24 protein-coding genes and 7 pseudogenes are annotated in these 25495 nt (G+C 58.0%); 23 read left to right on the top strand and 8 right to left on the bottom strand.

Annotation, left to right across the window (positions count from 1 at the left end; genetic code table 11):
- Nucleotides 1-131: 131 nt before the first annotated feature.
- Nucleotides 132-329 (bottom strand): CopZ family metallochaperone, encoded by a 198-nt coding sequence (locus ACODNH_RS00445; RefSeq protein ID WP_434529936.1) that lies wholly within the window; start codon nucleotides 327-329, stop codon nucleotides 132-134.
- Between the two features lie 835 nt (nucleotides 330-1164).
- Here ACODNH_RS00445 and ACODNH_RS00440 point away from each other — a divergent pair.
- Nucleotides 1165-2550 carry a PAS domain-containing protein gene (locus tag ACODNH_RS00440; protein ID WP_434529935.1) on the top strand — a complete coding sequence of 462 codons (1386 nt, stop codon included), beginning with the start codon at nucleotides 1165-1167 and terminating at the stop codon, nucleotides 2548-2550.
- 44 nt (nucleotides 2551-2594) lie between these two features.
- Here the strand turns inward: ACODNH_RS00440 and ACODNH_RS00435 are convergent, their stop codons facing one another.
- Nucleotides 2595-3980: a permease gene (locus ACODNH_RS00435; RefSeq protein ID WP_434529934.1), complete on the bottom strand. Its 1386-nt coding sequence runs from the start codon at nucleotides 3978-3980 to the stop codon at nucleotides 2595-2597.
- A gap of 181 nt (nucleotides 3981-4161) precedes the next feature.
- On the opposite strand from ACODNH_RS00435, the gene ACODNH_RS00430 reads away from it, so the two are divergent.
- The 5 genes from ACODNH_RS00430 to ACODNH_RS00410 all read left to right on the top strand — a co-directional run bounded on the left by ACODNH_RS00430 (nucleotide 4162) and on the right by ACODNH_RS00410 (nucleotide 7465).
- Nucleotides 4162-4533, top strand: coding sequence for an SHOCT domain-containing protein (locus tag ACODNH_RS00430; protein WP_434529933.1), 372 nt, complete (start codon nucleotides 4162-4164; stop codon nucleotides 4531-4533).
- A gap of 23 nt (nucleotides 4534-4556) precedes the next feature.
- Nucleotides 4557-5186 carry a hypothetical protein gene (locus ACODNH_RS00425; RefSeq protein ID WP_434529932.1) on the top strand — a complete coding sequence of 210 codons (630 nt, stop codon included), beginning with the start codon at nucleotides 4557-4559 and terminating at the stop codon, nucleotides 5184-5186.
- A 267-nt stretch (nucleotides 5187-5453) separates the two neighbouring features.
- Nucleotides 5454-5753: a hypothetical protein gene (locus ACODNH_RS00420; protein WP_434529931.1), complete on the top strand. Its 300-nt coding sequence runs from the start codon at nucleotides 5454-5456 to the stop codon at nucleotides 5751-5753.
- Between the two features lie 242 nt (nucleotides 5754-5995).
- Nucleotides 5996-6559, top strand: coding sequence for an FAD:protein FMN transferase (locus ACODNH_RS00415; RefSeq protein WP_434529930.1), 564 nt, complete (start codon nucleotides 5996-5998; stop codon nucleotides 6557-6559).
- Between the two features lie 339 nt (nucleotides 6560-6898).
- Nucleotides 6899-7465, top strand: a complete 567-nt coding sequence (locus ACODNH_RS00410) for a hypothetical protein (RefSeq protein ID WP_434529929.1) — start codon at nucleotides 6899-6901, stop codon at nucleotides 7463-7465.
- Here the strand turns inward: ACODNH_RS00410 and ACODNH_RS00405 are convergent.
- From ACODNH_RS00405 to ACODNH_RS00395, 3 genes and pseudogenes are all read right to left on the bottom strand, one after another.
- Nucleotides 7439-7960 (bottom strand): annotated as a pseudogene (locus ACODNH_RS00405) (winged helix-turn-helix transcriptional regulator). The gene ACODNH_RS00410 and the pseudogene ACODNH_RS00405 sit on opposite strands and share 27 nt — an antisense overlap.
- Nucleotides 7961-7963: 3 nt before the next feature.
- On the bottom strand, nucleotides 7964-8140 hold the full coding sequence (locus ACODNH_RS00400) for a hypothetical protein (protein WP_434529928.1): 177 nt from the start codon (nucleotides 8138-8140) through the stop codon (nucleotides 7964-7966).
- A 283-nt stretch (nucleotides 8141-8423) separates the two neighbouring features.
- Nucleotides 8424-8946, bottom strand: a pseudogene (locus ACODNH_RS00395) (ArsR/SmtB family transcription factor).
- 201 nt (nucleotides 8947-9147) lie between these two features.
- Between ACODNH_RS00395 and ACODNH_RS00390 the strand changes: the two are divergent.
- The 3 genes and pseudogenes from ACODNH_RS00390 to ACODNH_RS00380 all read left to right on the top strand — a co-directional run bounded on the left by ACODNH_RS00390 (nucleotide 9148) and on the right by ACODNH_RS00380 (nucleotide 11972).
- Nucleotides 9148-9363, top strand: coding sequence for a heavy-metal-associated domain-containing protein (locus tag ACODNH_RS00390; protein WP_434529927.1), 216 nt, complete (start codon nucleotides 9148-9150; stop codon nucleotides 9361-9363).
- A gap of 4 nt (nucleotides 9364-9367) precedes the next feature.
- Nucleotides 9368-11288: pseudogene (locus ACODNH_RS00385) on the top strand (heavy metal translocating P-type ATPase).
- 28 nt (nucleotides 11289-11316) lie between these two features.
- A pseudogene (locus tag ACODNH_RS00380) lies at nucleotides 11317-11972 on the top strand (hypothetical protein).
- A 32-nt stretch (nucleotides 11973-12004) separates the two neighbouring features.
- Here the strand turns inward: ACODNH_RS00380 and ACODNH_RS00375 are convergent.
- The 3 genes and pseudogenes from ACODNH_RS00375 to ACODNH_RS00365 form a co-directional block, all read right to left on the bottom strand.
- Nucleotides 12005-13279 (bottom strand): annotated as a pseudogene (locus ACODNH_RS00375) (site-specific integrase).
- On the bottom strand, nucleotides 13276-13734 hold the full coding sequence (locus tag ACODNH_RS00370) for a hypothetical protein (RefSeq protein WP_434529926.1): 459 nt from the start codon (nucleotides 13732-13734) through the stop codon (nucleotides 13276-13278). The pseudogene ACODNH_RS00375 and the gene ACODNH_RS00370 overlap by 4 nt, the downstream one beginning before the upstream one ends.
- Before the next feature lie 3 nt (nucleotides 13735-13737).
- The gene (locus tag ACODNH_RS00365; protein WP_434529925.1) at nucleotides 13738-14319 is read right to left on the bottom strand and encodes a DUF7342 family protein; all 582 of its coding nucleotides are present in this window, start codon (nucleotides 14317-14319) and stop codon (nucleotides 13738-13740) included.
- Nucleotides 14320-15646: 1327 nt separating this feature from the next.
- Between ACODNH_RS00365 and ACODNH_RS00360 the strand changes: the two genes are divergently transcribed.
- The 14 genes and pseudogenes from ACODNH_RS00360 to ACODNH_RS00295 all read left to right on the top strand — a co-directional run bounded on the left by ACODNH_RS00360 (nucleotide 15647) and on the right by ACODNH_RS00295 (nucleotide 25221).
- Nucleotides 15647-16513, top strand: coding sequence for a hypothetical protein (locus ACODNH_RS00360; protein WP_434529924.1), 867 nt, complete (start codon nucleotides 15647-15649; stop codon nucleotides 16511-16513).
- A gap of 507 nt (nucleotides 16514-17020) precedes the next feature.
- Nucleotides 17021-17476 (top strand): hypothetical protein, encoded by a 456-nt coding sequence (locus ACODNH_RS00355; protein WP_434529923.1) that lies wholly within the window; start codon nucleotides 17021-17023, stop codon nucleotides 17474-17476.
- A gap of 7 nt (nucleotides 17477-17483) precedes the next feature.
- Nucleotides 17484-19528: pseudogene (locus tag ACODNH_RS00350) on the top strand (hypothetical protein).
- Nucleotides 19525-20374, top strand: a pseudogene (locus ACODNH_RS00345) (hypothetical protein). The pseudogenes ACODNH_RS00350 and ACODNH_RS00345 overlap by 4 nt, the downstream one beginning before the upstream one ends.
- A gap of 2 nt (nucleotides 20375-20376) precedes the next feature.
- Nucleotides 20377-20562 (top strand): hypothetical protein, encoded by a 186-nt coding sequence (locus ACODNH_RS00340; protein ID WP_434529922.1) that lies wholly within the window; start codon nucleotides 20377-20379, stop codon nucleotides 20560-20562.
- The gene (locus ACODNH_RS00335; protein WP_434529921.1) at nucleotides 20540-20875 is read left to right on the top strand and encodes a hypothetical protein; all 336 of its coding nucleotides are present in this window, start codon (nucleotides 20540-20542) and stop codon (nucleotides 20873-20875) included. Before ACODNH_RS00340 ends, ACODNH_RS00335 begins: the two co-directional genes overlap by 23 nt.
- Nucleotides 20876-20943: 68 nt before the next feature.
- Nucleotides 20944-21093 carry a hypothetical protein gene (locus tag ACODNH_RS00330; protein WP_434529920.1) on the top strand — a complete coding sequence of 50 codons (150 nt, stop codon included), beginning with the start codon at nucleotides 20944-20946 and terminating at the stop codon, nucleotides 21091-21093.
- Between the two features lie 728 nt (nucleotides 21094-21821).
- Complete coding sequence (locus ACODNH_RS00325) at nucleotides 21822-22058, top strand: hypothetical protein (protein ID WP_434529919.1); 237 nt, start codon at nucleotides 21822-21824, stop codon at nucleotides 22056-22058.
- A 6-nt stretch (nucleotides 22059-22064) separates the two neighbouring features.
- Complete coding sequence (locus tag ACODNH_RS00320) at nucleotides 22065-22721, top strand: hypothetical protein (protein WP_434529918.1); 657 nt, start codon at nucleotides 22065-22067, stop codon at nucleotides 22719-22721.
- Nucleotides 22678-23496 (top strand): hypothetical protein, encoded by an 819-nt coding sequence (locus tag ACODNH_RS00315; protein ID WP_434529917.1) that lies wholly within the window; start codon nucleotides 22678-22680, stop codon nucleotides 23494-23496. Before ACODNH_RS00320 ends, ACODNH_RS00315 begins: the two co-directional genes overlap by 44 nt.
- Before the next feature lie 49 nt (nucleotides 23497-23545).
- On the top strand, nucleotides 23546-24103 hold the full coding sequence (locus ACODNH_RS00310) for a hypothetical protein (RefSeq protein ID WP_434529916.1): 558 nt from the start codon (nucleotides 23546-23548) through the stop codon (nucleotides 24101-24103).
- Between the two features lie 44 nt (nucleotides 24104-24147).
- Nucleotides 24148-24810 (top strand): hypothetical protein, encoded by a 663-nt coding sequence (locus ACODNH_RS00305; protein WP_434529915.1) that lies wholly within the window; start codon nucleotides 24148-24150, stop codon nucleotides 24808-24810.
- Nucleotides 24811-24866: 56 nt separating this feature from the next.
- Nucleotides 24867-25115, top strand: coding sequence for a hypothetical protein (locus ACODNH_RS00300; protein ID WP_434529914.1), 249 nt, complete (start codon nucleotides 24867-24869; stop codon nucleotides 25113-25115).
- Nucleotides 25081-25221 carry a hypothetical protein gene (locus ACODNH_RS00295; RefSeq protein WP_434529913.1) on the top strand — a complete coding sequence of 47 codons (141 nt, stop codon included), beginning with the start codon at nucleotides 25081-25083 and terminating at the stop codon, nucleotides 25219-25221. Before ACODNH_RS00300 ends, ACODNH_RS00295 begins: the two co-directional genes overlap by 35 nt.
- Nucleotides 25222-25495 lie beyond the last annotated feature (274 nt).

Below are 25495 nucleotides of genomic sequence, written 5' to 3'. Positions count from 1 at the left end.
AGAGGTGGGTTCGCTGCCTTCCTGAATCTTCGCCCCTTGAAACCGTACAGCAGGACCATCCTGGGCAATCTTCAAAGACAACGGATGGCCGTGGTCTCAAAGCGGTCCATGCTATCCGCAGATCGCGATACTCAGGCGTGAGCGGTGTACCCTGCGTCTTCGACGGCCTCCACGAGGGCCGTGATCTCTGCCTCCCCGTCGACACTTGCCTGTTCGCTCTCCCTGTCGACGGTCACGGAAGTCACGCCAGAGACCTCTTCAAGGGCCTCTTCGACCGTCTGCTCACAGTGATCGCACGACATTCCTTCCACGGTGATAGTCGTCGTCATACAGGGGTACATCCGGTCCCCTCTCTTTAGCGGATTTCCCCTTCGATCATACTGGTCTCTTGGGGGTCAAACTTTAGATTCAAAGTATTACCCGCGGCTGCAACGAACCAAATCTCAGATTCATCGGCTGTCGATGGTGGGAAGACTCAGGTATCGTTGTGGCGCTCCCTGTACGTCTTCGACACTAAAAAGACATATAGTGCTCCGATAGCCCGAATACCAGACTGGAATCGCTCGTTCCATTCTATCGACTCCGGACGCTCGTACATGAACGCGGTGGCAAATCTCCGATACAGATCGGGAAACAGGAAGACGATCGCGCCGAAACACCGGTACCATCATCAGCCACGCGTATGCTCGCCCATTCTGGAGGGATATCGCAGCTATCAGAACGCCCTCCGACCGGATAGCTGAACGGCACCCACCCTCTCACCACTCCCTCGCTTGGATTCGCAATCGCGAGTTTCTCAAAGACCCCGGCAATTTTGTTCGGTAACAGTGCTGAGATAGCACCGAGAACACCCACGAGTGTTCGAATCATATGATATGGTACGACTGATACGGATATAATTCTCGCTGTGATCCTACACTATCGAGAACGAAGGGAGTCCGAACAGTATCGGGGTCGGACCGGTACGACGCTTAGAGGCCTCTTTTGAAATGAGCGTACGGAATTGTACGATAGATATCGAAGGCACCGTGAAACCATATTTCAAGATTACACTGAATTTGTATAGACGCACTCTGCTACATTCGCACACCATCTAACCCGGTTTAAAGCGTTCAGATAGGAAGCAGCGGAACGTATTAACGGATGGATGCTTTTTGATTTCCTATGAATCCTCGTTCATCGGATGCGGAGATCGAGAGGATTCTGGGTCGAATTTCGGACGCGTTCTACACGCTCGACACGGAGTGGAAGTTCACGTACCTGAATGAGCGCGCTGAAGAGCTACTGGTTACCTCCGCAGATGAACTTGTGGGAAAGACTGTCTGGGAGGCATTTCCAGAAGCAGCAGAGACCATCATCTATGGGAAGTACCACGAGGCGCTTGAAGCCCAGGAACGGGTGGAGTTTGACCTCTACTATGAGCCTCTAGAGAAGTGGTTTCATATCATCGTCTATCCCTCGGAGGAGGGACTCTCCGTCTACTTCACGGACATTACCTTCACCGTCTTGAAAGAGCGAGCGATTGAAACGGCGGATGTCGGCGTTGTAATTACCGACCCTCATCGGGACGACAATCCCATAATATACGCGAATGAGGGGTTCGAGCGACTGACGGACTATTCGAAGGAGGAAGTAGAGGGTCGAAATTGCCGATTTCTACAGGGCAAAGAGACCAATCCGGCCGCTGTCACAGAGATGCGGGAAGCAATCCGGAACAAGGAGCATGTCACTGTGACGCTGCTGAATTATCGAAGGGAGGGCGTGCCGTTTTGGAATCGCGTTAGCATCGCTCCTGTTAGGGACAGCGACAACAATGTCACTCACTTTATCGGCTTCCAACAGGACGTTACGACGTTGATAGAGCGCGAACAACGGGTGCAACTACTTCAACGCGTACTCCGACATAATCTCCGAACTGAGATGAACATCCTACTCGGAAATCTGGAATCAATCTCCGAGGGGATTTGTACCACAGAGGAAGGGATCAACCGAGCACGGGAAGCTGGAGAGCGGTTACTTCACATCAGTGAGAGAGTTCGTGAGATAGATTCCGTCTTGAGAAACGTTCCATTTCAAACATCCTCCCAGCTTCCGTCCGAGCTCCTTAGGCCAGCCATTGAGAAGGCGAGGGAAGAGCATCCAAAGGCAGGGCTCTCGGTGACGTTAGACGTAGAAAAACAGATTCTCACTACGAACGGACTGCAAAAGGCCGTTGAAGAACTCATAACGAATGCACTTGTTCATTCAAACGAACCGTCTCCCTCCTTGGAGATCACTTCTGAGAAGGCATCTATCGAATCGGTCACGACCAACCGAAATCGACCTGCTCTCGCGCTTCATTTTGCCGATACGGGCCCTCGACTATCTGAACTCGACCGGCAAGCACTACTAACTGCGACAGAAGAACCACTGATACACGGTACGGGCCTCGGTCTCTGGATGGTTCACTGGCTCGTTACACTGTCTGGCGGCGAGATCGAGTATCACGAACGCGAACCAGAAGGAAACCTCATCACGCTCAGGTTTTTGCTAGCAAATTCAGCGGATTGATGGAGGAGAGACCCAATTGAGAGCCTCTGGTTCAGAAATGTGTATCAGTGGTGGTGGCCCTCCATCACCACCGGATGCCCGGTGGCGTATTCGTCGGGATCCTCTTCAAACGTCTCCTTGCAGGTCTGCGAGCAGAAGTAGTACGTCTCGCCGTCGTGCGTCGCCGCTGGCTCGCTGTCGTCGGTCCGCATCCCACAGACAGGGTCTCGGTACTGGCCAGGCGCACCGAGACCGCGACGATAAACATACAGCAGGAATCCTGAGAGCGCGAAGGCGATGAGGTTGAGGTAGAACGTGTAGTTTAGTTCGAAGTACGTCTGTTCGGTCGCCGTCTCACCACCGGCTAAATCGGGGACGATGCCGAAGGCATCGAACAGCAACTCCATGAGGAAGCCCGTGAACGCCATCGTCACGAAGAAGACGCCGAGGATGTACAGCATGACCTTCCAGCCGTAGTACTTCCGGTAGACGTTCAACACGGGAATTGTGATGAGGTCAGCGTAGACGAACGCGATGACGCCGGCGAAGCTGATGCCGCCGCCCCAGAGCGCGACGGCAAAGGGGACGTTTCCCATGCTCCCGACGAAGCTGATGACGGCGATGGCGACGCCCATGATCGCGTTCTCGGCGGTGACGAGGAGGCCGTCGCCCTGGATGAACAGCGTGTTCCAGACCCACTGGGGGACGAAGACGATGACGAACCCGGAGATGAGGAAGCCAGCGATAACGTCTTTCCAGATCATCGACCACTCCTTGCGGTACTGATTCCCGACTTTGTACCAGCCACCCCACGACAACAACTCGTCACGCCACCCGCCGCGGCTGGACGCCTCCTGCAGGTACGTCTCCATACAGCCCTCCGAGCAGAACTCCAGCGTCTCGCCGCCGTCAGTGGTGAGGGTGTACTCGTCTTTGCCTTCCATCCCGCAGGTCGGGTCCTCGGTGACGCCGGACTCGCGGTCGCGCTCGTTGAGCGTCTCCCGGACCTCGTCGAAGAGGTTCTCTGGCAGTGTGAGGTGGACAAGGACGGCCATCACGGCGATGAGGATGAGGCCGCCCAGCAGTTCCGCCAGGAGGAACTCCCAGCCGAGCAGAATCAGAATCATCAGCCCGAGTTCGACGATCAGATTCGTCGACGCGAACATAAACGCGAGAAAGTTCACCGCGTGCGCTCCCTTCTTGAACAGCCCCTTCCCGATTGCGACGGCGCCGAAACTGCACCCACTGCTCGCCGCCCCGAACGCGGTCGCCTTGGTGAGCCCGCTCAGGTCACCATCGCCCAGCACTTGTGCCATTCGCTCCTTGGAGACGTAGACCTGGACGAGGCTCGTAACCGTGAGCCCCATGATAATTGCCCACGCCGCCGTCCAGAGGAACCCGACACCGATTCGGAGGGCTTCGAAGATGCCCTGGACCATCGTCACCTGCATAGATGTATCGTCGTACGGATCATCTTTTGCAGTTTTCCTTCAGATAGTTCGGGTTAGAGCCGTTGAGAGTGTGAATTCAAAAGATTAGCGGTGGGTGGAACACGCAGGTCGAAGGCACAACCGCATTGAATAGTTAGGACGTAGTATTACTTGAGACCCAAACTCACGGAGGGATCACAATATGCCGACAAATTCAGACGACACGCGACTTGTTACGCTCCTCCTCGTTATCATCGGCGCCATATTCATCGTCCCGTTGTTCTTCATGGGCTTCGGAATGATGGGGTTCGGTCCGATGATGGGCGGGATGTGGGGCGGTCATATGTGGGGCGACGGGACGATGCCTGGCTGGATGTTCATCGTCGGCATCGTGATGCAGTTACTGTTCCTCGCCGCCCTCGTCGGCGGTGGCTACCTAATCTACCGTGCGATTACGGGAAGTGAGAGTAGCTCGGACCAAGCCCTCGAGGAGCTCCGGCTCGCCTACGCCCGCGGTGAGCTGACCGACGAGGAATACGAACAGCGACGCGAAGCACTCGAACGAGATACCTGATTCCCGTCCGGCAAACTTGAACGATGATCGGATTCTCCGAACGCCGTCAACAGTCGACGCGTCCGCAGCTTCCAGCGTGGATTGACCGATACACGACGCTGGGTCTGTACGGACTACTCGTCGGGACGGGACTCTGTCTGGTCGCGTTCCTCACGAATCCAGTCCCCGACCCCTCGTTCTCGTGGGCGACGCTGCCCGAGTCTCTTCGATTACCAATTGCACAGCCCCGGATCGAGCACTGGCCGGTGACCTACACTATCGGCATCTGGCTGTGGGTTTTCTGCTTCCCCGCACTCTTCCTCGCCGGATACCGGCGATACGGCGACAGGAGCCGTCGGGCAGCGGTATGGCTCGTCGGGTTGCCGACCCTGGCGATGCTGGGCTGGACCACGTACTGCCGGTTCTTCTGGCTGAAACTCCATCCGCCGACCTGGAACGCCCCGGCCTACACGTTCGTTTGCTGGCTGTACTGTTCGACCTACGACGTGCTCTGGAGCGATCTCGCCTATCTGATTGCGTTCGTCGGCGTCGTCGCGACAGTCCAAGCCGTGAGACGCGGGCAGAGAGCCGTATACGCTCTGATCGGATTCGGGCTCCTGGCACTCCCCCTCGGATTGCCAGCAGCCTATCAGGGATATCGTCGAACAGTCTAATCGACTATCATCGCCCCTCCACAGGTGCGCATTCACGGACTACAGTCGCCGGTGGCTCAAGGCGCGTGCCATTTACCGATCTCAAATCACCTGGACATCACGAAATGTGCCATCTCTTTTTTATGTTTTGAAGTAATAAAAATTCAGTGTGTTAAGTAGAAAAGGATGTCAAACTCAACCAATCAGACTATTCGATGACTGTACGACGATTCGATAGCTGGACGCAAATGTACTTTACAACCGTGTGTCTCTGCTTGATTGCAAACAATGCGCCTTCCCGTTCCGAACAACCGACTCGTCGCATTCACCCTCGTCGGTGCACTGCTGACCACACTCGTCGCTGGGGGGCTCGCGTTCCCTGGCTTGGGCCTCGGACAGTTGGCCGACCCCGTCAGCGACGACATTAACGGACCCCAGCAGGTCGGAGCTGACGCTCCCACGCCCAATCAGGACTTTACCCCCGCTGTGCAGACACAGTCCGGGTACGACGAGGACCACGAAGAAGAGTACGAGGAACATGAGGACGAAGAGTACGAAGAGGAGCACGAAGAAGACGAGGAGGAGTAAGTACAGAGGATGGCCGCTCTCGAAACAGCATACGAACGAGTAGGAGCCACGCACCGTGATTTTCGGTGTTGTGATACGTCGTTTCATATTGAACTGAAGGGAATCCGCGCCGCTGCTGCGGCGGACGCGGCCCGGCGCACGGTCAAGGAGCTTGAAAACGAGCTAAACGCGTTCGATGCCGATAGCGCAGTCGGTCGACTCAACAGCCAGGGGCTGTCGAGAACGAACACGTCGCTCGCCTCGTGCATCGTGGACTCGAATACTACGACCGAACCGAGAACGTCTTCGACATTCACCAGGGCCGTGTCGAGCACTCGCTCAAGGCGTATCTACGAGGGGACGATGACGCCGTCCCAGAAACGTTCGATACCGGGACGATCAGTATCAGCGGTTACCACGTCAGTACCGAGGTCCCTCTTGATCTCAACGGTCTCGCAAAGGGATACATCGTCGATCGTGCAGCAGAGACGCTCGCTGGGCTCGGCCGACGTGGCTTCGTCAGCGGCGGTGGCGATATGTCGCCCCCAGTCGGGCCAATCGCCGTCGAAAGTCCATACGGTGACACGAAGCCGCTCAAGATCCTCAAGACGGACTGGGCCGTTGCCACCTCCGGAAACTATCGCCGCGAACGTGCCGGTACAGACCACATCTATGATCCTGCGACCGAGCGATTCGGCTCCCGACACGAATCGGTGACTGTCCTCGCTGAGCGGGACTGTATGGAAGCGGATGCAGTTCGCGACGACGCTCGCTGCACTTCCGCTCGAGGACGCCAAAGCACTCGCAGACAACTGGGATGGACTTGAGGCACTCATCGTTCACGACGGCGTCTTCCACCCGACAGACGGCTTTGACACCCATGTCTTGGACGCGTAAACAACGCATCACGATCGCCGCACTCCTCCTGTTGGTCGTCGCGATCCCCCTTCTCTGGCAGATCGGGGACGGCCGGGCGACACAGGCGACCGAGCAAAAACAGGCAGACCTCGTCAACCAGACTGTCATAACGCGCCAAGCACCTGACGACTACGACGGGGACAGTATCCCCGACTCACAGGACCAGTGTCCAACGCGGCCAGAGACGAGAACAACTTCCAAGACGGGGATGGCTGTCCTGATGTCGTCGCAACGACGGGAGCCTCGTGATGTCCGAAGTCGTCTGGCTTCTCGATCGCGGCGCCGCGCTGATTGCATATCCGGCATTGTATCTCGCGGTTCTCACCGGTATTCTCTACAATACCGAATCGTTCGATATCCTCCACCGGGCAGCACAACGCGTTCACGTCGAACTCTCGGTGTTTGCGATGGTCGTCACCCTCCTCCACGCTGGCCTTGGACTCCTCGACACCTGGTTCGTCGTCACCGGTCAAGCTCCGGCACCGGCGTACTCGCTGTCATACTTCCTCGGAGGGGTCGCCGTCGGTGTCGGAGCACTACTGCTGCTCGTCGTCGCCGTGCTTGGATTCACGGATGCGACGCGATTCGACCAGCCGTGGGGGCCTCGGGTTGTTCACGCATTCGCCTACGGCGGGTTCGTATTCGCCACGCTTCATGCGGCCGCCGTCGGCACCGATCTGGCGGGCCTCATCGTCCCACTCCTCGCGCCGACGATCATGTTTCTCGTGTACGTGCTCCTGTTACGGCTGTTCGTGCTCCGTGGAACGATCACGGTCAGGGGCATCCGCTCAATAACCTTCCCAGAGGTCCAATAGCCGGTCGACCACGCGGTCCGTGAACGACTGACGGTGTATCGTGTAGAGATACGTGACGCGGTCCGCGTCGGTAACTTCGTAGATGACGCGCCAGGCCATCCCGCTCTTTTGTGACGAGGCCGGCATCAGCAAGGTTCGAGATGCCAGGAGACAGTCGACTGGGCTTTGTACAGGAGCTCGCTCAGTTCGCTCGTCGTGAGCGGCCCATCCGCGAGGAGATGGGCCAGGATCCGACGGCTGTACTCGCGCCAGGAGGGCATTCATTACGGTCTGATCGTCCTCGTTGAACTCAGCGGCCGGGTAGTAGCGGGTATACTGACCATCGTCGGACACCTCTATGAGCCCTTCCTCAACGAGCCACCGGAGCTGGTACTGGAGCGTCCCCTGCGCGTACTCAAGTTCGTCAAGGAGCTGGCGGAAGTGAACACCTGGATTGTCGGCGACGTTCTGGTAGATCGCCCGGCGGGACGCCAACTCCAGATCTGGCTCCGACATTGCTCAGGTTCTGGTAAGGGCGACGAAGAATGTCAGCAGGCCGCCCAGAATGAGGAGCGCACTGGCGTGTTCGACCAGTTCGAGGGTCGCGTAGGGGAAGTACGGGATCAAGATGTATTCGAGGAATACGATGAGCCCGTAGAGGCCGAACATACCGTATCCGACTGCAACGATCCGCATTCGCGGGTCACGCTCGCGGCGCCACGCGCGGTAACTGAACGCGCCGAGTACGGCAGCTACTCAGGAAGACGCCGAGGCTGACATACTGTTCGAGGAGCTGTGCGAATTCGAGGAGTTGTGCCGATTGCATAGAGTTCCCACCGGGTAGACGAACACGATGTAGTGATTCCATTCCCAAAGTGGGGAAGGTACGGGGAAAACGGTTGGCGTCCAATCGTCGAATTTACGTTCGTTCGGTCGTCTCTCGTCGGACGGACCGCCAAAGGGCAGTAGCTGGTGGTTCTTAGTTTCGGTACGAACGGACGAACGCACGCCGCAGGACGGTCAGGAGGACGTACGTCTCGTACTTCTGGGTCCGGCAGTGTTCACAGGGTTGCATATCCGCGACAATCTCCTCAATCGCGTCGTCGTACTCGTCCGTGAGCGTGGAGAGTGCGTTCGTAATTTGGGGCTGGACAACGTCGATCATCTCCTCGACGGCGTCGTCAGCCGAATCCGGTAGTGAGTACGAGAGAACGATCGTGTTTGCGTGATAGTACTTCGTCGTCCCGCCGCGCCCCTCCTCGAAGCGAACGACGTCGACGAGGCCCGCGTCTCGGAGCTCGTTGATGTGGTGTCGAACCGTCGTTCTCCGTCCGCTCGACATCCCGATCCTCTAGGCGTTCGTGGACCTCGGTCGCGGTCAGGGCCTCCTCGGCCAGAATATCGAGGATCATCGCCCGCATCGGCTCGTTGATGGCGTCCGAAACCCGAGTGTCTCGGACCGCGATGTCGTCGAGACGGTGGTCGGTATCGGAATCACTCATACGAGAACTGAGCGCGAGCACGCAGGAAAAGGTAGCGGGGCAGGAGTCGGGTAGGTCTCTGTCGTGGAATCGAGTACAGAATGGACCCACGATAGCGAAAGCTCTAGGCGACCTATTTGACTGTTCCAATAACCCATCTCCGTATTCAAACATATCATTTAAAAAATACTTATTGGGGTATGGGCACTACCTCAAACTGTAATGAGCGACACAACCCAGTTCCGCGTCCTCGACTTCGACTGTCCGACCTGTGCGAGCACCGTCGAACGCGCCCTCTCGAACGTCGACGGCGTCCAGCACGTCGAGGTCCACTACGCGACCGGCCGCGTCGAGATCGAGTACGACGACAGCGTCGCTGACCCCGACGCCTTCGCAGAGATCATCGAAAACCAGGGGTACACGCCCCAGTCCGCCTAACACCATGAACAAACAATCGATCACGCAGTACTACCGAAAACACCGGAAGGCCATCGTCACGGCGGCCAGCGGCCTCCTCTACGGAGGTGGCTGGAGTCTGGGCTATCTCACGAGTTTCAATACGGCGAGCGCCGCCATCCTCGTTCTCGCGACGATGGTGGGTGGCTACGACATCGCCAAGACCGCCTACCACGAGGTCACCAACCGGACACTCGGCATCAAGACGCTGGTGACGCTGGCCGCTATCGGCGCCATCGTCATCGGCGAGTACTGGGAGGCCGCGGCCGTCGTCTTCCTGTTTAGCCTCGGCAGCTACCTCGAGGGCCGGACCATGCGGAAGACCCGGACGGCCCTCCAGGAGCTGCTGGAGATGACCCCCGACACGGCCACCGTCCGTCGCGACGGGGAACTCCGGGAGGTTCCCGCTACGCGAGGTCGAAGAGGGCGAAGTCGTCGTCGTAAAGCCGGGCGGGAAGATTCCGGTTGACGGCACCGTCGTCGACGGCGAGAGCGCCGTCAACCAAGCACCAGTCACCGGCGAGAGCGCGCCCGTCCACAAGGCCGACGGCGACGAGGTCTACGCCGGGACTGTCGATCAAGAAGGCGCACTGGAGATCCGAACGACGGGTGCGGGCTCGGATACGACGCTCGAACGGATCATTCGCCGTGTCGAGGAGGCCCAAGAGGCTCAGTCGCCCACGGAGAGTCTCATCGACCGGTTCGCGAAGTATTACACGCCGGCCGTCATCGTGCTCGCTATCGGTGCGTACGCCGTCACGCAGAACGCGATCCTGTCGCTGACCCTGTTGGTCATCGGCTGTCCCGGCGCGTTGGTCATCGGGCCACCGGTCAGCATCGTCTCCGCCATCGGCAACGCCGCTCGGTCTGGCGTGCTGATGAAGGGCGGCGAACACCTCGAACGCGCCGGCAAGATCGACCTTGTCGCCTTCGACAAGACCGGCACCCTCACGAAGGGCGAGACCACCGTCGCGGACGTCGAGAGGTTCGGCGTCGCCGCCGACGACGTCCTCTCGCTCGCGGCCACCGCCGAGAAGAAGAGCGAACACCACCTCGCGGACGCCATCGTTGACTCGGCCCGCGAGCGCCCGAGCTGCTGCGACAGACGGTGGGACTGCGGTCGCCCAGGCGGACGATGTGGACGCCAGCCTCCAGTCGATTCCCGATCCGGACGATTTCGACGTGGTCGCTGGTAAGGGCGTTATCGCCCATACCGACGGCCACAAAGTTGTTGTCGGCAACCGCGCACTGCTGGACGACCGCGACATTGACGTCCCCAGCCGGGTCGCCGACTACGTCCGCGAGCGTGAAGGGCGCGGCGAGACAGTCGTCCACGTCGTTCGGGACGGGGACGTCATCGGCGCGATTGCGATGCGGGACGAGCTCCGGGAGGCCGCTCCTGGGGTCGTCGCAGCGCTCCAAGACACTGGCATCGAGACGGTGATGCTCACCGGCGACAACGAGCGAACGGCCGCTGCCGTTGCCGAGGAGGTCGGTATCGACGAGTACCGTGCCGAACTCCTCCCCGAGGACAAGCAGTCCGTCATCGAGGGCTACCAGGCCGACGGCCACGTCGTCGCGATGGTCGGCGACGGCATCAACGACGCGCCATCGCTGGCGACCGCCGACGTCGGCATCGCGATGGGTGCTGCGGGACAGACACCGCCATCGAGACGGCTGATATGGCGTTGATGGCCGACGACCTCGAACGCATCCCGTACGCGGTCAACCTGAGCAAGGCAACGCGCTGGAACGTCCTCGAGAATGTCGGGCTCGCGGTGCTGACCGTGACCGTCCTCCTCGCGGGTGTGCTCACCAGCTACGTCACCCTCGCGTCGGGAATGCTGGTCCACGAGGCCAGCGTCCTCCTCGTCATCCTCAACGGGATGCGACTGCTCCGCCACTGACCACGAGACACGAACACAACCACAACTCATGACATCGAATTCGACTGCGACTGACACGACCCCAGACTACGAACCAATTGGCAGGTCGACTACGACGTCGACCCGATCGAAATTCGCGACCCCGTCGCGGAGGCCCTCGGCGTCCTCGAACCGGGCGATCCGTTCGTCATCACTTATAGAGACGCGGTGAAAGAGGCCGGACACTCCTGTCCAACTGCCTCGGGCGCCTACCGGATTGTCCAGATCGGGCTCGACGCCCTCTATCCCAACGACTATCCAGTCCGGAGCGAAATCGAAATCCAGGCGGCCGGCCCGCAGGACGATGCTGCGTACGGCGTGATGAGCCGCATCATCTCGTACGTGACTGGCGCGACCGACGATGACGGATTCAGCGGGCTCGCCGGCGGCTACGGCGGCCGCCGCGACCTCCTCGTCTTCGACGCGTTCGACCCGGACACGGCGGAGCCGACGTTCCGGTTCCGCCGAACCGACACGGACGAGACCGTCGAAGTGGCCTACCACGTCAGCGACGTTCCTGGCGGTGGACCCGCGATCGGGAATCTCCAAGGGATTCTCGACAGATCGGCAAGCGACCAGCAACGGGAGGCCTTTGCTGACGCCTGGCACCGACGGGTACAGGTGGTCCTCAGCGACGACTCGCTGTTCACCGTCGACGCGGTGTGAACGCGACGGTCTACCCCTCCACTCGAAATAAGTTACTGCGGTACACTATCGATTTCCTCTAGCGCCTCAGTAGCGACATCACCGAGTTCGCCGGCCTCGATATGCGAGTCCCGCTCACGGACCATCTCCTCCGAATTGTCGAGATATCGGGCTGCCACCGTGTACCCGAACGCCCGGACAAGTACCTCACCCATCCCACGTCGACCCCCGTGCGGAGCAAGATAATCGTGTTTTGGATATTCGATGGCGATCTCTGCAGCCTCTGAGAGCCGTTGCGAGAATCGACCGTGCGCCGTCCGTCGTGATTGACGGCGGCCGGATATCCTCATCGAGCGCCAGCAGGAGGTCTCGAGCGTACTCATCACGCCGCTCAGCAATTGCCTCTGGGCGTTCCCCTCGGTCGGCGAGCTCTTCCCGGACCAGCTCCGCGGGGGCGTTTTTCCGTTGGTCGAACGTTTCGAGATGGCGCCGGCCCGCGCTCCGTCGGTGGGTCCATCAGCTGGCGGTAGCTCCGCAGCTGGCGGAAATCACCGGGTCGGGCAGACTCGCGGCGTCCCACTGCTGTTTCTTGCGGTAGACGTCCATACTCCCGTCGTCGAGCGCGAGGTCGCTCCCAGCGGACGCCGCGCCAGGCGTGGGTCATTCGGGTCCCGGAGGAGTTCGCCGACGCGGACGGCGGTGTACGCGAGAACGAACACCAGCGCCCGGTCACACAACCGCCTTCGGCGCCGGCGTAGCGTCCCTCGCTGCTTGTCGAGTGGGTCGGTATCCGTCCGGAAGCTGTCGTGTACGCCTCGAACGGCGCCCCGGCCCGTTCGTCGACGTGACGGGTGAGGGCATGGCGCTGTTCCGACGTCCAGGCCTGCTGGTCACCGGGCTTGCGGCCGTCGTCTTCCGGCAGCGGCGCCATCGCACTCGCCCGCTGCGCGTAATGCGCCTCGAGATAGCCCTCGTTGACACGCCAGCCACGCCACGCGCAGAGATATAGCGGTAATAGGTTCGGACGGTGTTCTGTTTGAGGCCACGGTCACCAGCGAGATGCCGGGCGTATTCGCGGAAGACGCGTTCGTCGAGGTCCGCGAACGTGCTGGGTCGCGGTCGACGTCGTCTGGGACGATCCCGGTCCAGTCGTCGGCGCCGCGGTCGCCGGCAGCCCACTCGGCGAACCGCTCGAGCTCGCGCGGCAGCGTTTCGGTCGATCGAGGCTCACCGTCCCCACCGCGGCCTTTCCCCTTGTCCTGGAGGTAGCGCTCGAAGGAACCCGCAAGTGTCTGATCGGAACGGTTTCGAGGTGTACCCGGAGTCATGATTCTTCGTTCGCGTACTGGTAGGTCGGACGGACGTCCTCGAGAAGCTCTTCGATGATTTCCCAAAGGATCAGGGATGGGGTCTCGTGCTGGAATCTAATTCCCCAGCGTTCCTCCGTATTGGTGATTGAGTCTGGAAAATGCGCCTGTCCCAGATCGGGATGGTCCTCGTCTTGGTGCCAGCCGGCGTGAAAGCCCGTGTTCGGATCCGTGTAGTTGATACGGAACCAATCGTCTGGTTCCTGTCGATACCACTTGATGGTGAGTTCCGGTGAATCCGGGCCTGTCGGAGGGTCAAGACGAGCTGGATCGAAAATCGCTCGCAGCTGCTTGGCTTCAATATCATCAGGAACGAACTCAATCGCCGTGATCTGTGGCACACGATCGAGGACATCCCGCTTTAGCTGCGCATAGAGGTTCGCGTTCGGATCACCACCTGGATGCGGGACAGACATCCGTTAGCTGTTAGCCTCAGCAGGTTCTGTCGTCGGAGCGAGGAAGTCCCATTCGCGGATGGCGAAGCCAACGATCTGGATCCGTCGCTGAAGGTGCTCCCACTCACGGGCAATCTCACGGCGACGGTCTTCCTCCTCAGCGTCTAGGGACTCGTCAGCGAGCGTTCCGCGGAGTTGGTTCGGAGACTCAACGCCGAATTCGTCCTCCCAGTCGCGGAGCTGCGTCTTCATATCGGCGAGTCGGTCCGTGAGTTCCTCGACAGTGTGCCCGCTGTCTCGAAGACGCATCGCCTCCTGCATCGCCTGACGACGATAATCCGGGTAGTACGTCGTGTGGGTGCCGCTCTCGTCACGATGGAGAATACCGTCGTCGACGAGCCGTTCGAGGACGCGCTTGGTTGGTTCGTGTGACCAGCCCGCTTCGGAGGCGATCCAGTTTGCCGTCCGCGGCTCCGACAGCTGCCGGGCGGTCATCCGAACCCGGCCTTCACCCGTGGTCTGGCGTTCCATCAGGCTCTCAGAGTTCGACCCGTCTTCGGTCATACAACATCGTTCGAGCTGCGTCTTAATATAGATTGAGGCCATTAGTCCTATATTGAATACTTTTCTTCGGTATCGTCTCGACCTCAGCTGAGGAAACCCAGCGAAATTCCGAACCTCTGTCTTGGCGGCTCTACCCCGGGGAAGCGTCTTTCTGAGCCGATTGCAGCATTCGTGCTTACCGGACGGCGGCGGGGTATTTCAAAGTGGTTGTGATTATCCCTGTAATCAAAGCTATATAGGCGGGTAGCACAGAAAACTCGCTGAAAAGTTCAACACATCCTACAAAAGTGAGTAGAACAATCACTCGATTGCTACCTATTATATGTCAATTCCACTCATAATTTGCTTCGAGGATAGGTCTGAAAGGTCGATGACTGTAGTAAGTTCTTTTCGACCACTTCTTTAGCGACAGATTGCAGTTCGATTTCGGGTACAATAATCTGGTAACTATTTTTCACGAACGCATGAAACTCCTCTACCTCTTGTTGTACAGTCTCAATAAGATCATCTACTTCGTTGTCAGAATTGTCCTGCAAGATTTGTACACTCTTGACGGTTACCTGTGCAAGGTACGAGGCAAACTGATCCGCGCTACGAAGTGCTTCTTTGGTGAATCCTCGAATCGCATAATGTACTTTCGCTCAGTGTGAGTCTATAGAGAAGTTTCGACGTTGATCGCAACCGATAGAGGTAGTGATTGTTGAGATACCGCGTTCCTTTCCAAGCGGTCTTGTAATTGAGTGGGGTAGTGAACAAGAAACACTCTACAACAAATAGACCGATTGCTCTGTAGAAAATACCGAACTGTTCCTCTTTCACTGCTTGCAGTGACTCTGCCCTCTTCGAAGCGTCCCCGCAAGGTATCCGCAGCTTCTACCTAGATTCCATCCAGACAATCGCCACGGCTACAACCGAACTGGCTGTCGCCGCGGTACTCGCCATCCGGGCAAACTTCCCATGTCCGAGATTAATTCCAAGGTCGTCCTCAAGTACCTCCGTGAGCTTCCGAAGCCGACGTAATGTTGTGGTATCGATTTCTTGCTCTGCTCGGATTAATATACGATCACCTTCTGCGAGGCTTAAGTCCAAGCTGCTATCGTGTACCTCAGACAGGGCACCGGCCAAATCAAGGGCTGGTCTTCGCGTTTCTACTCTCGCATGGCGGTACAGTCCGCCATCGAGATGGCTTGCCGCTAAATTAACACGGTCAGTATCCAATTCGCCCACAGTCTGCTAGATAGTGGAAATGTATTTAATACTTGTCGGTGAAAATAAATGCAATGTCTGGTGACGAAGATACCGAGGAAATACCTCTTACCGTCGTAACTTTTTCCGACTGTTAAGTGGGACTATCGTCCTCGGCACCCTCGTGAGTATGATCGATGAGGAGCCACCCGATTTCTCCAGTGAAGTGTCTGAACTACAGAATTTGGCCCAGACTATTGACTCAACTGATCTTAGAGATCCCCAGAATAACTCTATGCTACAGTCGTCAATAGCTACAACGATAGAGTCGGTAAATAGCTCACTCTCTGAGAAGGAGATAGAACCGATTAGAAAAACTCCATCTTCAACACCTGCGGTTGGAGCTAGCAATATCAACCAAGCTTTAGAGTACTATCAAGAATTGCAGCAGACCTTGGACGAGGGGAAGTCTCTCAGTGAGAAAATTGAAAGCCGTGAGATTAATACTTTGAATAGTGAGTATTTCAATGGTCAATCAAACCAAGATAGGCACCTTCCTGATGTAGAGTCATCCATTTCTAAATTTAACAAAGCAGTAGCTACACACACTCGCAGTGAGTCGCCACCCTCGACACAAAAGCTCTTACCTGATCGTGATAGAGTCAGTTCGCGGCTGAGCCGACAGAGAGACGTATATAAGAAACACGCTGATATGCAAGAGCTGTTCCTGAAGGTGATTCTTTCGCTCAATAGTGGTATCGACGCTTTCGAGCGCTCGTCTTTCGACTCTGCGGGCCGCAACTTCCAGCGAGCGAATAATAAGGCAGGTGTGCAGATCAGTGATTCTCTGAAGGACTACAAGGTAACGTCATACTCGCTGTCACTGGGAAACTACAGTCAGATATTCAAGCTGTATCGACAGGCTGCCGGCAATATGGCCGCTGCTTGTGCTGAAGGAATGAGCCGTGAAGAACGTAATCAAAAGATCGATCTCGGTATTAAAAAGCAATTCAAGGCAAGGGATATTTTTGCTGGCGATATGTCATTCTAGTTACTGAATTGCTTGGAAAAGCGCATCTACCAATACTGGAATCAACCTGTATGTTCGGCCTTGAGGTTGTTCTCCAAGGAATTTATTATAGTTATACCAGTTAATTTTACAAACTAATGTAAATGCACCAGTGGAAGTCAGGTAACGGAGTATTCGGTTATGTCGTCTTCGAGTAAGCCGACGTCCTGTATGTTTCTGATATACGGTTTGGAAGCTCTGCGGCTGATAGACTAGTTGATAGAACTACTGGTTGATGAACTAACACATTTTCAACCTAGCATTATCATTCATGCGGCACGAAAATTAGGGCATTGCCGAGTAACACTACCTATCATAATCTAGCACTCTTAATCTTGTTCACAAGTTTTTTGATAGTCCCAATGTCAATAAGTGCTGGCGAATTCAGGGCAGGGTTCACCACAAGCATAAGAAAACTAACATACAATTGGTAGCGGGTCACCGGTGGGGAATCGGAGAGCAAGCAAGACCGCAAAAACAGAGACATCTATGTCAACACGAACGCAGAACTCGACCGCATCGACCTCGGAACCAACACTCTACACGCACGCGAAGCGCCGACTCGCAGACGCATGGCTTACGCCTGGCGTCAGAGAAACAACACAGTTGCTGCTGATCCTCACGTTGTTTGCTGGCTCTGCGATGGGCCAGACTGACGTTGGGAACATCTATTGTGACACTGCTGTCGAAGACGGCGTCAACGTCGTCTTTGGAGCACTGGCTGGTCTTGGACTCCCAGCAACGATGGTGTTCGTCGGTCGCAGTGGCCTGTCGTATATGCGAGCCTCTGGCAACCCGAACCAGCAAAACGAGGCTCGACGGGACCTCATCCTCTCGCTGGTCGGCCTCGGCGTCGTTGTGCTGGCAATCGTGGCTCCAGAGCTCATCACGAAGTTCGGGGACAACGTCGGCTTCGGCTTCTCGGACTGCGTGACGCCATTCTAAGCACACGATGCCATCACTCCGCTCACTGTTGCTGGTCGCGGCCCTCTGTTCGCTGCTCTCGACAGCTGCAGCTGCGGGGCCTGCGTCTGCTGGTAGCAACCCATCTCAGATTGAGCGGGGGACGGCAGACTCTCTTGGCGATGTGAGCCACGGTGGCGTGGGGGTACTCCAACAAAACGCCACTGCACCGAATGGCTCCAGCGACGAGGGACACAGCGAACGACACTGAAAACAACGAATCCAGCGTCCAAAACCCGGTAGGCAACGGAACCGAAGGCAACGAGTCCACCGAACAGGGACCAGCAGCGAACCAGACAGACGTGAACAGGTCCGTGGAACTCGGCGCAAGGCAAAACCTCAGCGCGCAAGTCTCGTGCTACGAGAACGCCTCGAATCCACCAGCGAACGCGTCTATCGGTGACAACGCGACGGCCGGCGTCGTGCCTCCGAACCGGTCCTACAACCACAACCACACGTTCTTCCGTGCGCTGTGGTCTGGCGACCCCGATCATCCGAATCTCACACGGGCCGACCGGGCTGAGGATGAGAACGGCACGCTGGCCGTCCTGCCATCTTGCACGGGAGATATGCTCTCGCGTGCGCCCTCGAACACGACGCTGTGGAACCGGCCTGAACACGATTCGTTCCGGACTGGGGTCGAGAACGCCTCGTACCCAGTGAACGTCACCGACACTCGATCTGGCATCTGGATTCGCGACGCCTACGTCGCGTTCTTCAGCATCGAGCCATCGACCGTTGTCCATCGGCCATCGGGCACCAAACGGCTCGTCCGTCCAAACGGGACCGTCCGTGCTATCCACGACTACCGGGTATTCATCTCGGAGTTCTTCGAGGACGACTTCCGGGTCCTGAACACGTCGACGAACACGACGCTGTATGCCAACGGCACTGCGATGGACAACAGCACCGCTGCTCAGCCCACCCTCAACTACACGAACATCTCTGGGACCACCGACCTCCAACTAGTCACGACGATCTCGACGAATATCTCGAGATTGACGATGACGAGATCGACGAGTACGAACTGACAGTCACGGACTCACACACGGTCCACGTCGAAAACCTATCCGAGCGGGAGATGATCGTCGAGCCCGGCGTCGTCCCGAACGGCAGAGGGGCCACGACCGACGACTACCGTATCGGGACTGTAATCCCCGGCAGCTGGCAGCGCGTACAGTTCGACAGGGGATACGAGGTCCAGAGCAAGTGGCGGTTTTACACTCGCTCACCACCCGGCTGGGAGAACTGGTCAGAGAATACGACGACGCCAGTGCGACCGCTCGAAACCCACGCTGTCCGGACTACAGAGGGCCCGGAAATCACGGTCAACCGCGTCCAAAACGAGAGTTCCGACGGCTGGCAGTTCGTACCGTCGCTCGAAGCGACGTATCCGACGAATGCGACTGTTAACACGACTGCGAACGCGACCAACAGGACGACGCTCCCGCCGGAGATTCGGATCAACCGTTCGGAGACGTTCACGACGAACGGATCGGTTCACGATTCGGAGTGCAGAATCAGCTCCGGACAGAGAACTTCGAGATCCACGGACTCGTCCGTGGGAACAGCATCGAACAACCAGCGGACTCGACGAACCCGACGCCGATCCGCGAGGTCAATATCACCTCGGAGGTCGTCAACTCGACCGACAACTCGACGGACCTGCTGGTCCGGGTCGAACCGACGGCTGGCTTCCCGATTGCAGCAGGGAACGTCATGGTCGCGACTGGACAGTCCCGAGTTGAACGGTCACTCGCTGGCGACGATGAGCTTACAGTGACCGTCGATCAGGGCGAAGTCTCCTCGGCGATAGTCACGTATCGCCCGGATCAGATCTGGTGGGAGCAAGGGCGTGCTGTCCCGGTGCGAGACACGCAAGAGCGGGTCGCGTATGAACTCGATCTCCCGGACCTTGCGGAGTTCATCGATCTCGCTGTAGTGACGCTCCTGACGTTGTTGCCGGCTGTGCTGGCGCTGTATGGCTACGACGTCTGGACGAGAGGCAAATTCGTCGGTTGGTATAATCCATGACACACAAGAATATATCACGAAATAGCAGTATCGACCGCAGAACAGTGCTTGGACTCCTTAGCGGGGGTCTTGCCACGCTTGCAGGATGCAGTGGCGGGCTGTCTGATAGCAGTGACGGCAGGTGACGGAGGCGCCGGCCCGCCAGAAGAGCAGTCCGACTACATCGAAGAGACGAACAATTAAGGTGGTCGAGAACAGTCGCCAGCTGGCTCTTGGAAGTGGCTGTAACTGATGATATCGACCCGTCATCGGTCAGTATCATCACAGAATCTGGTCGGGAGTTCTCCAGCGATTACTTCAGTTCCGGCGAAACCCGGACCAGCCTATTGCTAACAGAAGGAGATGATAACAACGAGCCATTGCCCCGGGGCCAGCACACACTCTATTTCCGTGGGGATGGCGTTGAAACCGAAATCCCACTCGAACTGGGAACTACGTTTGAGTTTGAGGAAATCGTTCCCGGGACTGAGCACGAAAAGATCCGCGACGATAGCTTAGGGGTGGTTGTTCGGAATGTGGGCCAGCGAACCGGAGCAGCGGTTCGGACAATCCTCAATGGAGAAAGCAGACAGCAAACCGTTTGAACCAATAGAACCAGGTGAAACCGGTATTGTCGAATTCACTTTTCTCCTGAAAGACCGCGCACATTGCGTAAAAGTCGAAGAAACGACTGTAAGAGAAGAGGAATTGACTGTTGGATTCCTCTGGAGCGACCCGGTTACTGTCACCCAACCTATCAAGTATACCGACAGGTTTGACTCCACCGGTAACGGGTGCAAACGAACCCTAGCTGGTGAGCCAGAGGAAGTCACTGCTACCTCAGTAGAGCCGGAGACGGAGACGTAGCAATGCAGTCGGGAATTGCTGGGGAAATCGTGAAGGAGGTTGTCGAGAGGGTGATTGGAGAACTCTCATCGGCAATTGCAGCTGGTATCAGTGGCTTCCTTGATAACCTCAGAACAGACATAGTCGAGTATCTGAACGGGTTTTTCCGAGCGCATTATCGACCCGATGGTACGGACGCCTGCTCCTGAAGGGCCGAATTCAGCAGCCCCCGTCGACATTGCATTTGAGTCTGCGAGCAATGCCCCGTGGGACGCGTTAATCTCAGGCATCTACTTCGATGCAATCGTTGGGCTAGCGCTCGGTATCCAGTTTTCTGTTCTAGCGATGATCGGGCTCAGGTACGGGTCGATGAACCCTGTTATCCGGAAGAAGCTCCTACGTCGCCTCGGAGTAGCATTTCTTTCGCTGTTCTTCTGGCTCCCAGTGGCCTCGCTGGGGACGCAATTCTTCGATGCCATCGGCAAGATCGATCTACCGAACCGGTCAGTCCGACAAGACTGAGATCGCCGCACTAATCGGCTCGGTCCAGGACAATTGCGGAACTCAGCCTTGGGATATTCGTCGTTCTGATGATCGTCGGACTGTACGTCTACCTCAAGGCGGCGTTCATCTTCATCACTCGGATGGCTGCTGGTCTTCCTGCTGACGCTGTCTATGCCACTGGTCGCGACGTTCTGGGCAGTGGAGGTCTGGCCGCTGAACCGCTTCTCTGGGACTAGCGAAACAGGTCGCCGGCGCGTATCCCGGAGTCCTCGCCGCGGGCATCCCGCCTGCAATCCTGATACGCATGAGCTTTGAAGCGACAAACTGGGGACTACCCTCTGAAGTTATCGCTGTTCATCAGTCTCGTGACGCTGTACTTGGCGGCGAAATCACAGAAGATCCTCATCCAGCGGAGTAGCCGCGTGGCAATCCAAGTCAGCGAGCAGGCGCTCGCCGGCGGCAAAAAGCCACGCAAGATCGGTGCGGCGGCTGGTGGCGCAGCGGCGACAGCCGGCGCTGGCGCGGTCGGTGGCCCCGGCGCAGCAATGGCGACGGGTGGCACGATTCGAGCTGCCTCAGGCGCTGCAAAAGGGCGTGTCGGCAGTGCTGCCACGGGAGCCCAGATGGTCCACCGCCAGATGGCAGCCAACCCCGCTGGCATGAAGAGGGGTTCTGAGCAGAGCGGCCCCACCGGCTCCGGTGGCGGCAACGGCAGTACCAACGGCTCCGGACGGCTGGCGGCAGCAGTGGTTCCGGCGGCCGGTGGCGTCGCGGTGGGTCAGGCGGTTCCCCGCCTTCTGGCGGCAGTGGCAGCAGCGGCTCTGGTGGCTCCACCGCCCTCCAACGGCGGGAGCGGGCCTCCAGTGGAAATCCCCTCAACAGCAGGTTCACCAACGGTGGTTCGTCCGGCTCGTCCGGCGACTCTGAGAGCGACGACACCCCGGTCAGCGAACGCCAGACGAAGATGGAGCAGCAAACCAAGATGGAGCGCCAGACGCAGATCAACTCCGGCGATACCAGAGTGTTCGAGTCTGAGGTTGACCCGCCGTTCTCCGACGACGACTTCGACGAGAACGATACTGAGACCACTGACTCCGATGAGTCCGAGTCGTATGACTCGCTGCAGGACGTGTTTGCGACTGATGACGATGTATTAGGGCCGGATGTGTACCGCGACGGCCTGCCGCCACCGGGAGGATGATGACTAATGGCTGACTCAGAAGAAGAATACAACACGAACATCATCCACGAATCTCTCGGAGATTCGACCAACTTCTGGGGAGACTACACGCTCGGGGAACTCATCCTGTTCCTCATCCCGCCGTTTGGCTTCCTTGTCGCGATGGGAATGCCGTTCGTGCCAGCGGCGCTGTTCTTCCCAACGTTGGCCCTCACAGCGGTCATCGAAGTCTTCCTCTACATCCTGCATAAAGTCCGCCCGGACCACTATCGCCTGACGGAGTGGCTACGAGTCAAGCTATTCTGGCTGGTCAAAAAGCGCCACTACACTCACGGCCAGGGGAATCAGGACACTCGGCAGGTCACGCGACTAGAGCGGGTCATGCCTCACGGCATTGAGCGCGTCGACGGAGCGTACGTCGGCGCGGTCGAGGTCGAGCCCGCCAATATGTCGCTGCAGGACGACGAGAAATGGGACAAAGCCGTCAAGTCACTCACACGCCTGTCTGAATCCCTGACTGGGCGGGCGAAACTCCACGTCACGACAGCCGAGGTCGACAACGAGTCCCACATACAGGCGCACATCGACCGGCTCGACGATCCCGATGCGGAGAGCCATTCGATCTTCCGGGGCGTCCTGCATGGAGTTCGTCAACCGCTACACCGACGACAGCGGCAACGTTGAGACCGAGACTGAACTCCAGCGCAAGTACTACATCGTCGTTTGGGTCACTGACGACGACATTCACGACCTCCAGATGAACAGTGACTCTATCGCGGATTACTTGACCGGGATACCGGTCATTGGGCGGCTGTTCACTCGATTCGACAGCGACACGCTCACTGACGCCGAGCGAGAGGAGTTCAAAGCCAAGAAGCTCCACGACCGGCTCGAAACCGTCGACAGAGCAGTCAACAATATGTTCCGGTGTCGCAGCCGGTCGGTCAGCCCCCACGAACTGGCGCACTTGACCGAGGACTACTGGGCCTGTGAAACGCGGACCGAGCGGGAGTACGAAGAGGCTGCCTCCGTCTCCCCAGTGACGTACTCGGCACGGGAACTCATCAAGCACGGTGAGGGTGCTGAAGCCCACGACGCTGCGGAGGGCATGGACACCGACGACCTCGGTGGGACCGACTACGAGGTCGACGAGACCGACTTCGTTTCTCAGCTGCACAGACCCGGAGAAAACCACCGGTCACTGGTCGCGCCGACGGATATCGAGTGGGAAGCCGACCACGCCCTCATCGATCAGGAGACGTACACGCGCTGCTTCTGGATCGAGACGTATCCGGAGCATCCCACCAGCGGTATGCTAGAGCAACTGCTGCTGGATACGGACCTTGCTGTGGATGTCTCAGTCCACATCGACCCATACGACGCTGATACAGCAGTGTCGGTGATGAAAGAGTGGATTTCGTCGCTGAAGATGCTGCAAAACGACAAAGGGAGAGCTTGAAGCGGAGGATATCGAGCAGGAGGTCAACCAGGCGAAGTACATCCGGCAGATGGTCCGGCGGAATCACACGTCGCTGTTCCGTGTCGGCGCGTTCATCCGTCTGACTGCGGAGACCGAGGAAGACCTCCGGAAGCAAACGAACCGGCTCGAAACGCTGCTGCGGGACTCGCCGTCGAACTGCGGCGTCAAGCGAACGACCCGCCGGCAGGAAGCGGGACTGGTGACTGTCTCGCCGATCGGGGCCAACGAACTCGGGCAGAATCGGCTCTCCTCGATGACTGGGGAAGCGCTCGGGTTCGCTGTTCCCGTTCTCGTCGAACTACCTCCGGATGGAGGATGGCATCGAGTACGGGCTACACGGCCACAACGATTCATCGCTGTTGATCGACCCGTGGGCGCTGGAAACCGGCCACTCGGAGTTGGTGACCGGGATGCCCGGCGGCGGCAAGACCCACGGGACGCAGGCTCGGGCGATGCGGATGCTGAAAAAGCGGTCGGATGTCAAGCAGATCTACATCGACCCGGTTGGGGATATGCACGGCAGTGCGCAGATGCTGGATGCCAAGACAATCACAATCAGCGGCGAGACACCGCTGAACCCGTGTGAGATGCATCCGACGCCGCCAGCATGTCCTCGAACAGTCTCCGGATATGCAGCCCGTCTCAGCGAAGAAAGACGAAGTGTACGGTGTCATCGAGAACTTCCTGCAATCGCGGGATGTCGATCTGGAGATGCACAGCGGGCTGATCACATTCCTGATCGACAAGATATTCACTGAATCCGATATCGACCCAGACGACCCGTCGACGCATACGCCGGCGAACTCGCCGGACCTGAGTGACTTCCTTGGAGGTTGTCGACCGCCTCCAGGAAGACCCGGGAATGTTCCCGGCGCGACAACCGAATCTTCCCAGCAGAAAATCCAGCAGTACGCGAACGAACTCTCGATTGCGCTGCATCCGTTCCGCCCGGGAAGTACCTTCGGGAACCTCTCGAAAGAATCGGACCTGCGGCTGATCGACGACAGCAGCAAGGCCGTCTATCTGGACCTCCAGCAGGTCGAAGGCTCAGGCAGTGGCCTCGGCAAGCAGTCGTTCATCATGCAGTTGCTGCTGTCGCACGCTGTACCAGCAGGCCAAGAACATGGACCCAGAAGGTCGAGATCATCATCGACGAAGCGCACTACCTGTTCAACGACGACTGCGAACTCTGGAGTCGCTGAACCAGATTGCTCGCCACCAGCGCCACGCCGGACTGCGACTGGTGATGCTGTCTCAGACGCTCTCGGAGTTCGAGGACAAGGGAGCCGCTGAGGAAATCGCGGGGATGTGCCCGATCAAGGTGCATCATCGTGAGCCAGAACTGGGCGATGAGACTGCGACAAGCGCCGGACTCACCGGACGAACAGCAGTCCTACATCCAGCACGCCGAAGCTGGAAAGGAGTCACTGGGTGACGGTCAGGGGTACTCGCAAGCGCTGGTCCGCGTCGACGAGCATGGCGACTACCCGCTGACGATCAAGACCTCATGGGAGGAAAAGCAGATTATCGACCTCGACGCCGACGCAGAGGACGCGTTTGACGATGTTGCTCGCCGAAGTCGACCCCCACATTGCTGAGTTCGAAGAGTTCGTCCACTCGGAAGCAGTCGAGCAGGAGCTAACAGATCACGGGCTGTCGCCTGAGAAGGCTGAGCGCGTCCTGGACGGACTCGGACGAAGATGAGTTGGTGGATGCTGTGTCTGTGGCACTGGATCGGGCACAGCCAGGATGCAGTTGTTGCTGATGGCGGTACCGAGGCAGAGACTGATTCGGAGTTCGATAACACGGAGTGATTCACATGAGTGAAAGTCATCACAGTTTCGATTGAGCCCAGAGAAAAAGAGAACAGATTGTAACGCAGGCCGCAGAAGAACAGATGAAACGGCAACTCAGAGTTCGTGCTTAAAGCGGCAGAACAGCGCATATGCCCGTGAACTGCAGGAACAACGTGCCAACG

Source organism: Haloarcula sp. NS06, assembly GCF_051122755.1.
Classification (GTDB): Archaea; Halobacteriota; Halobacteria; order Halobacteriales; family Haloarculaceae; genus Haloarcula.
This window is presented reverse-complemented; position numbering and strand designations above follow the sequence as displayed.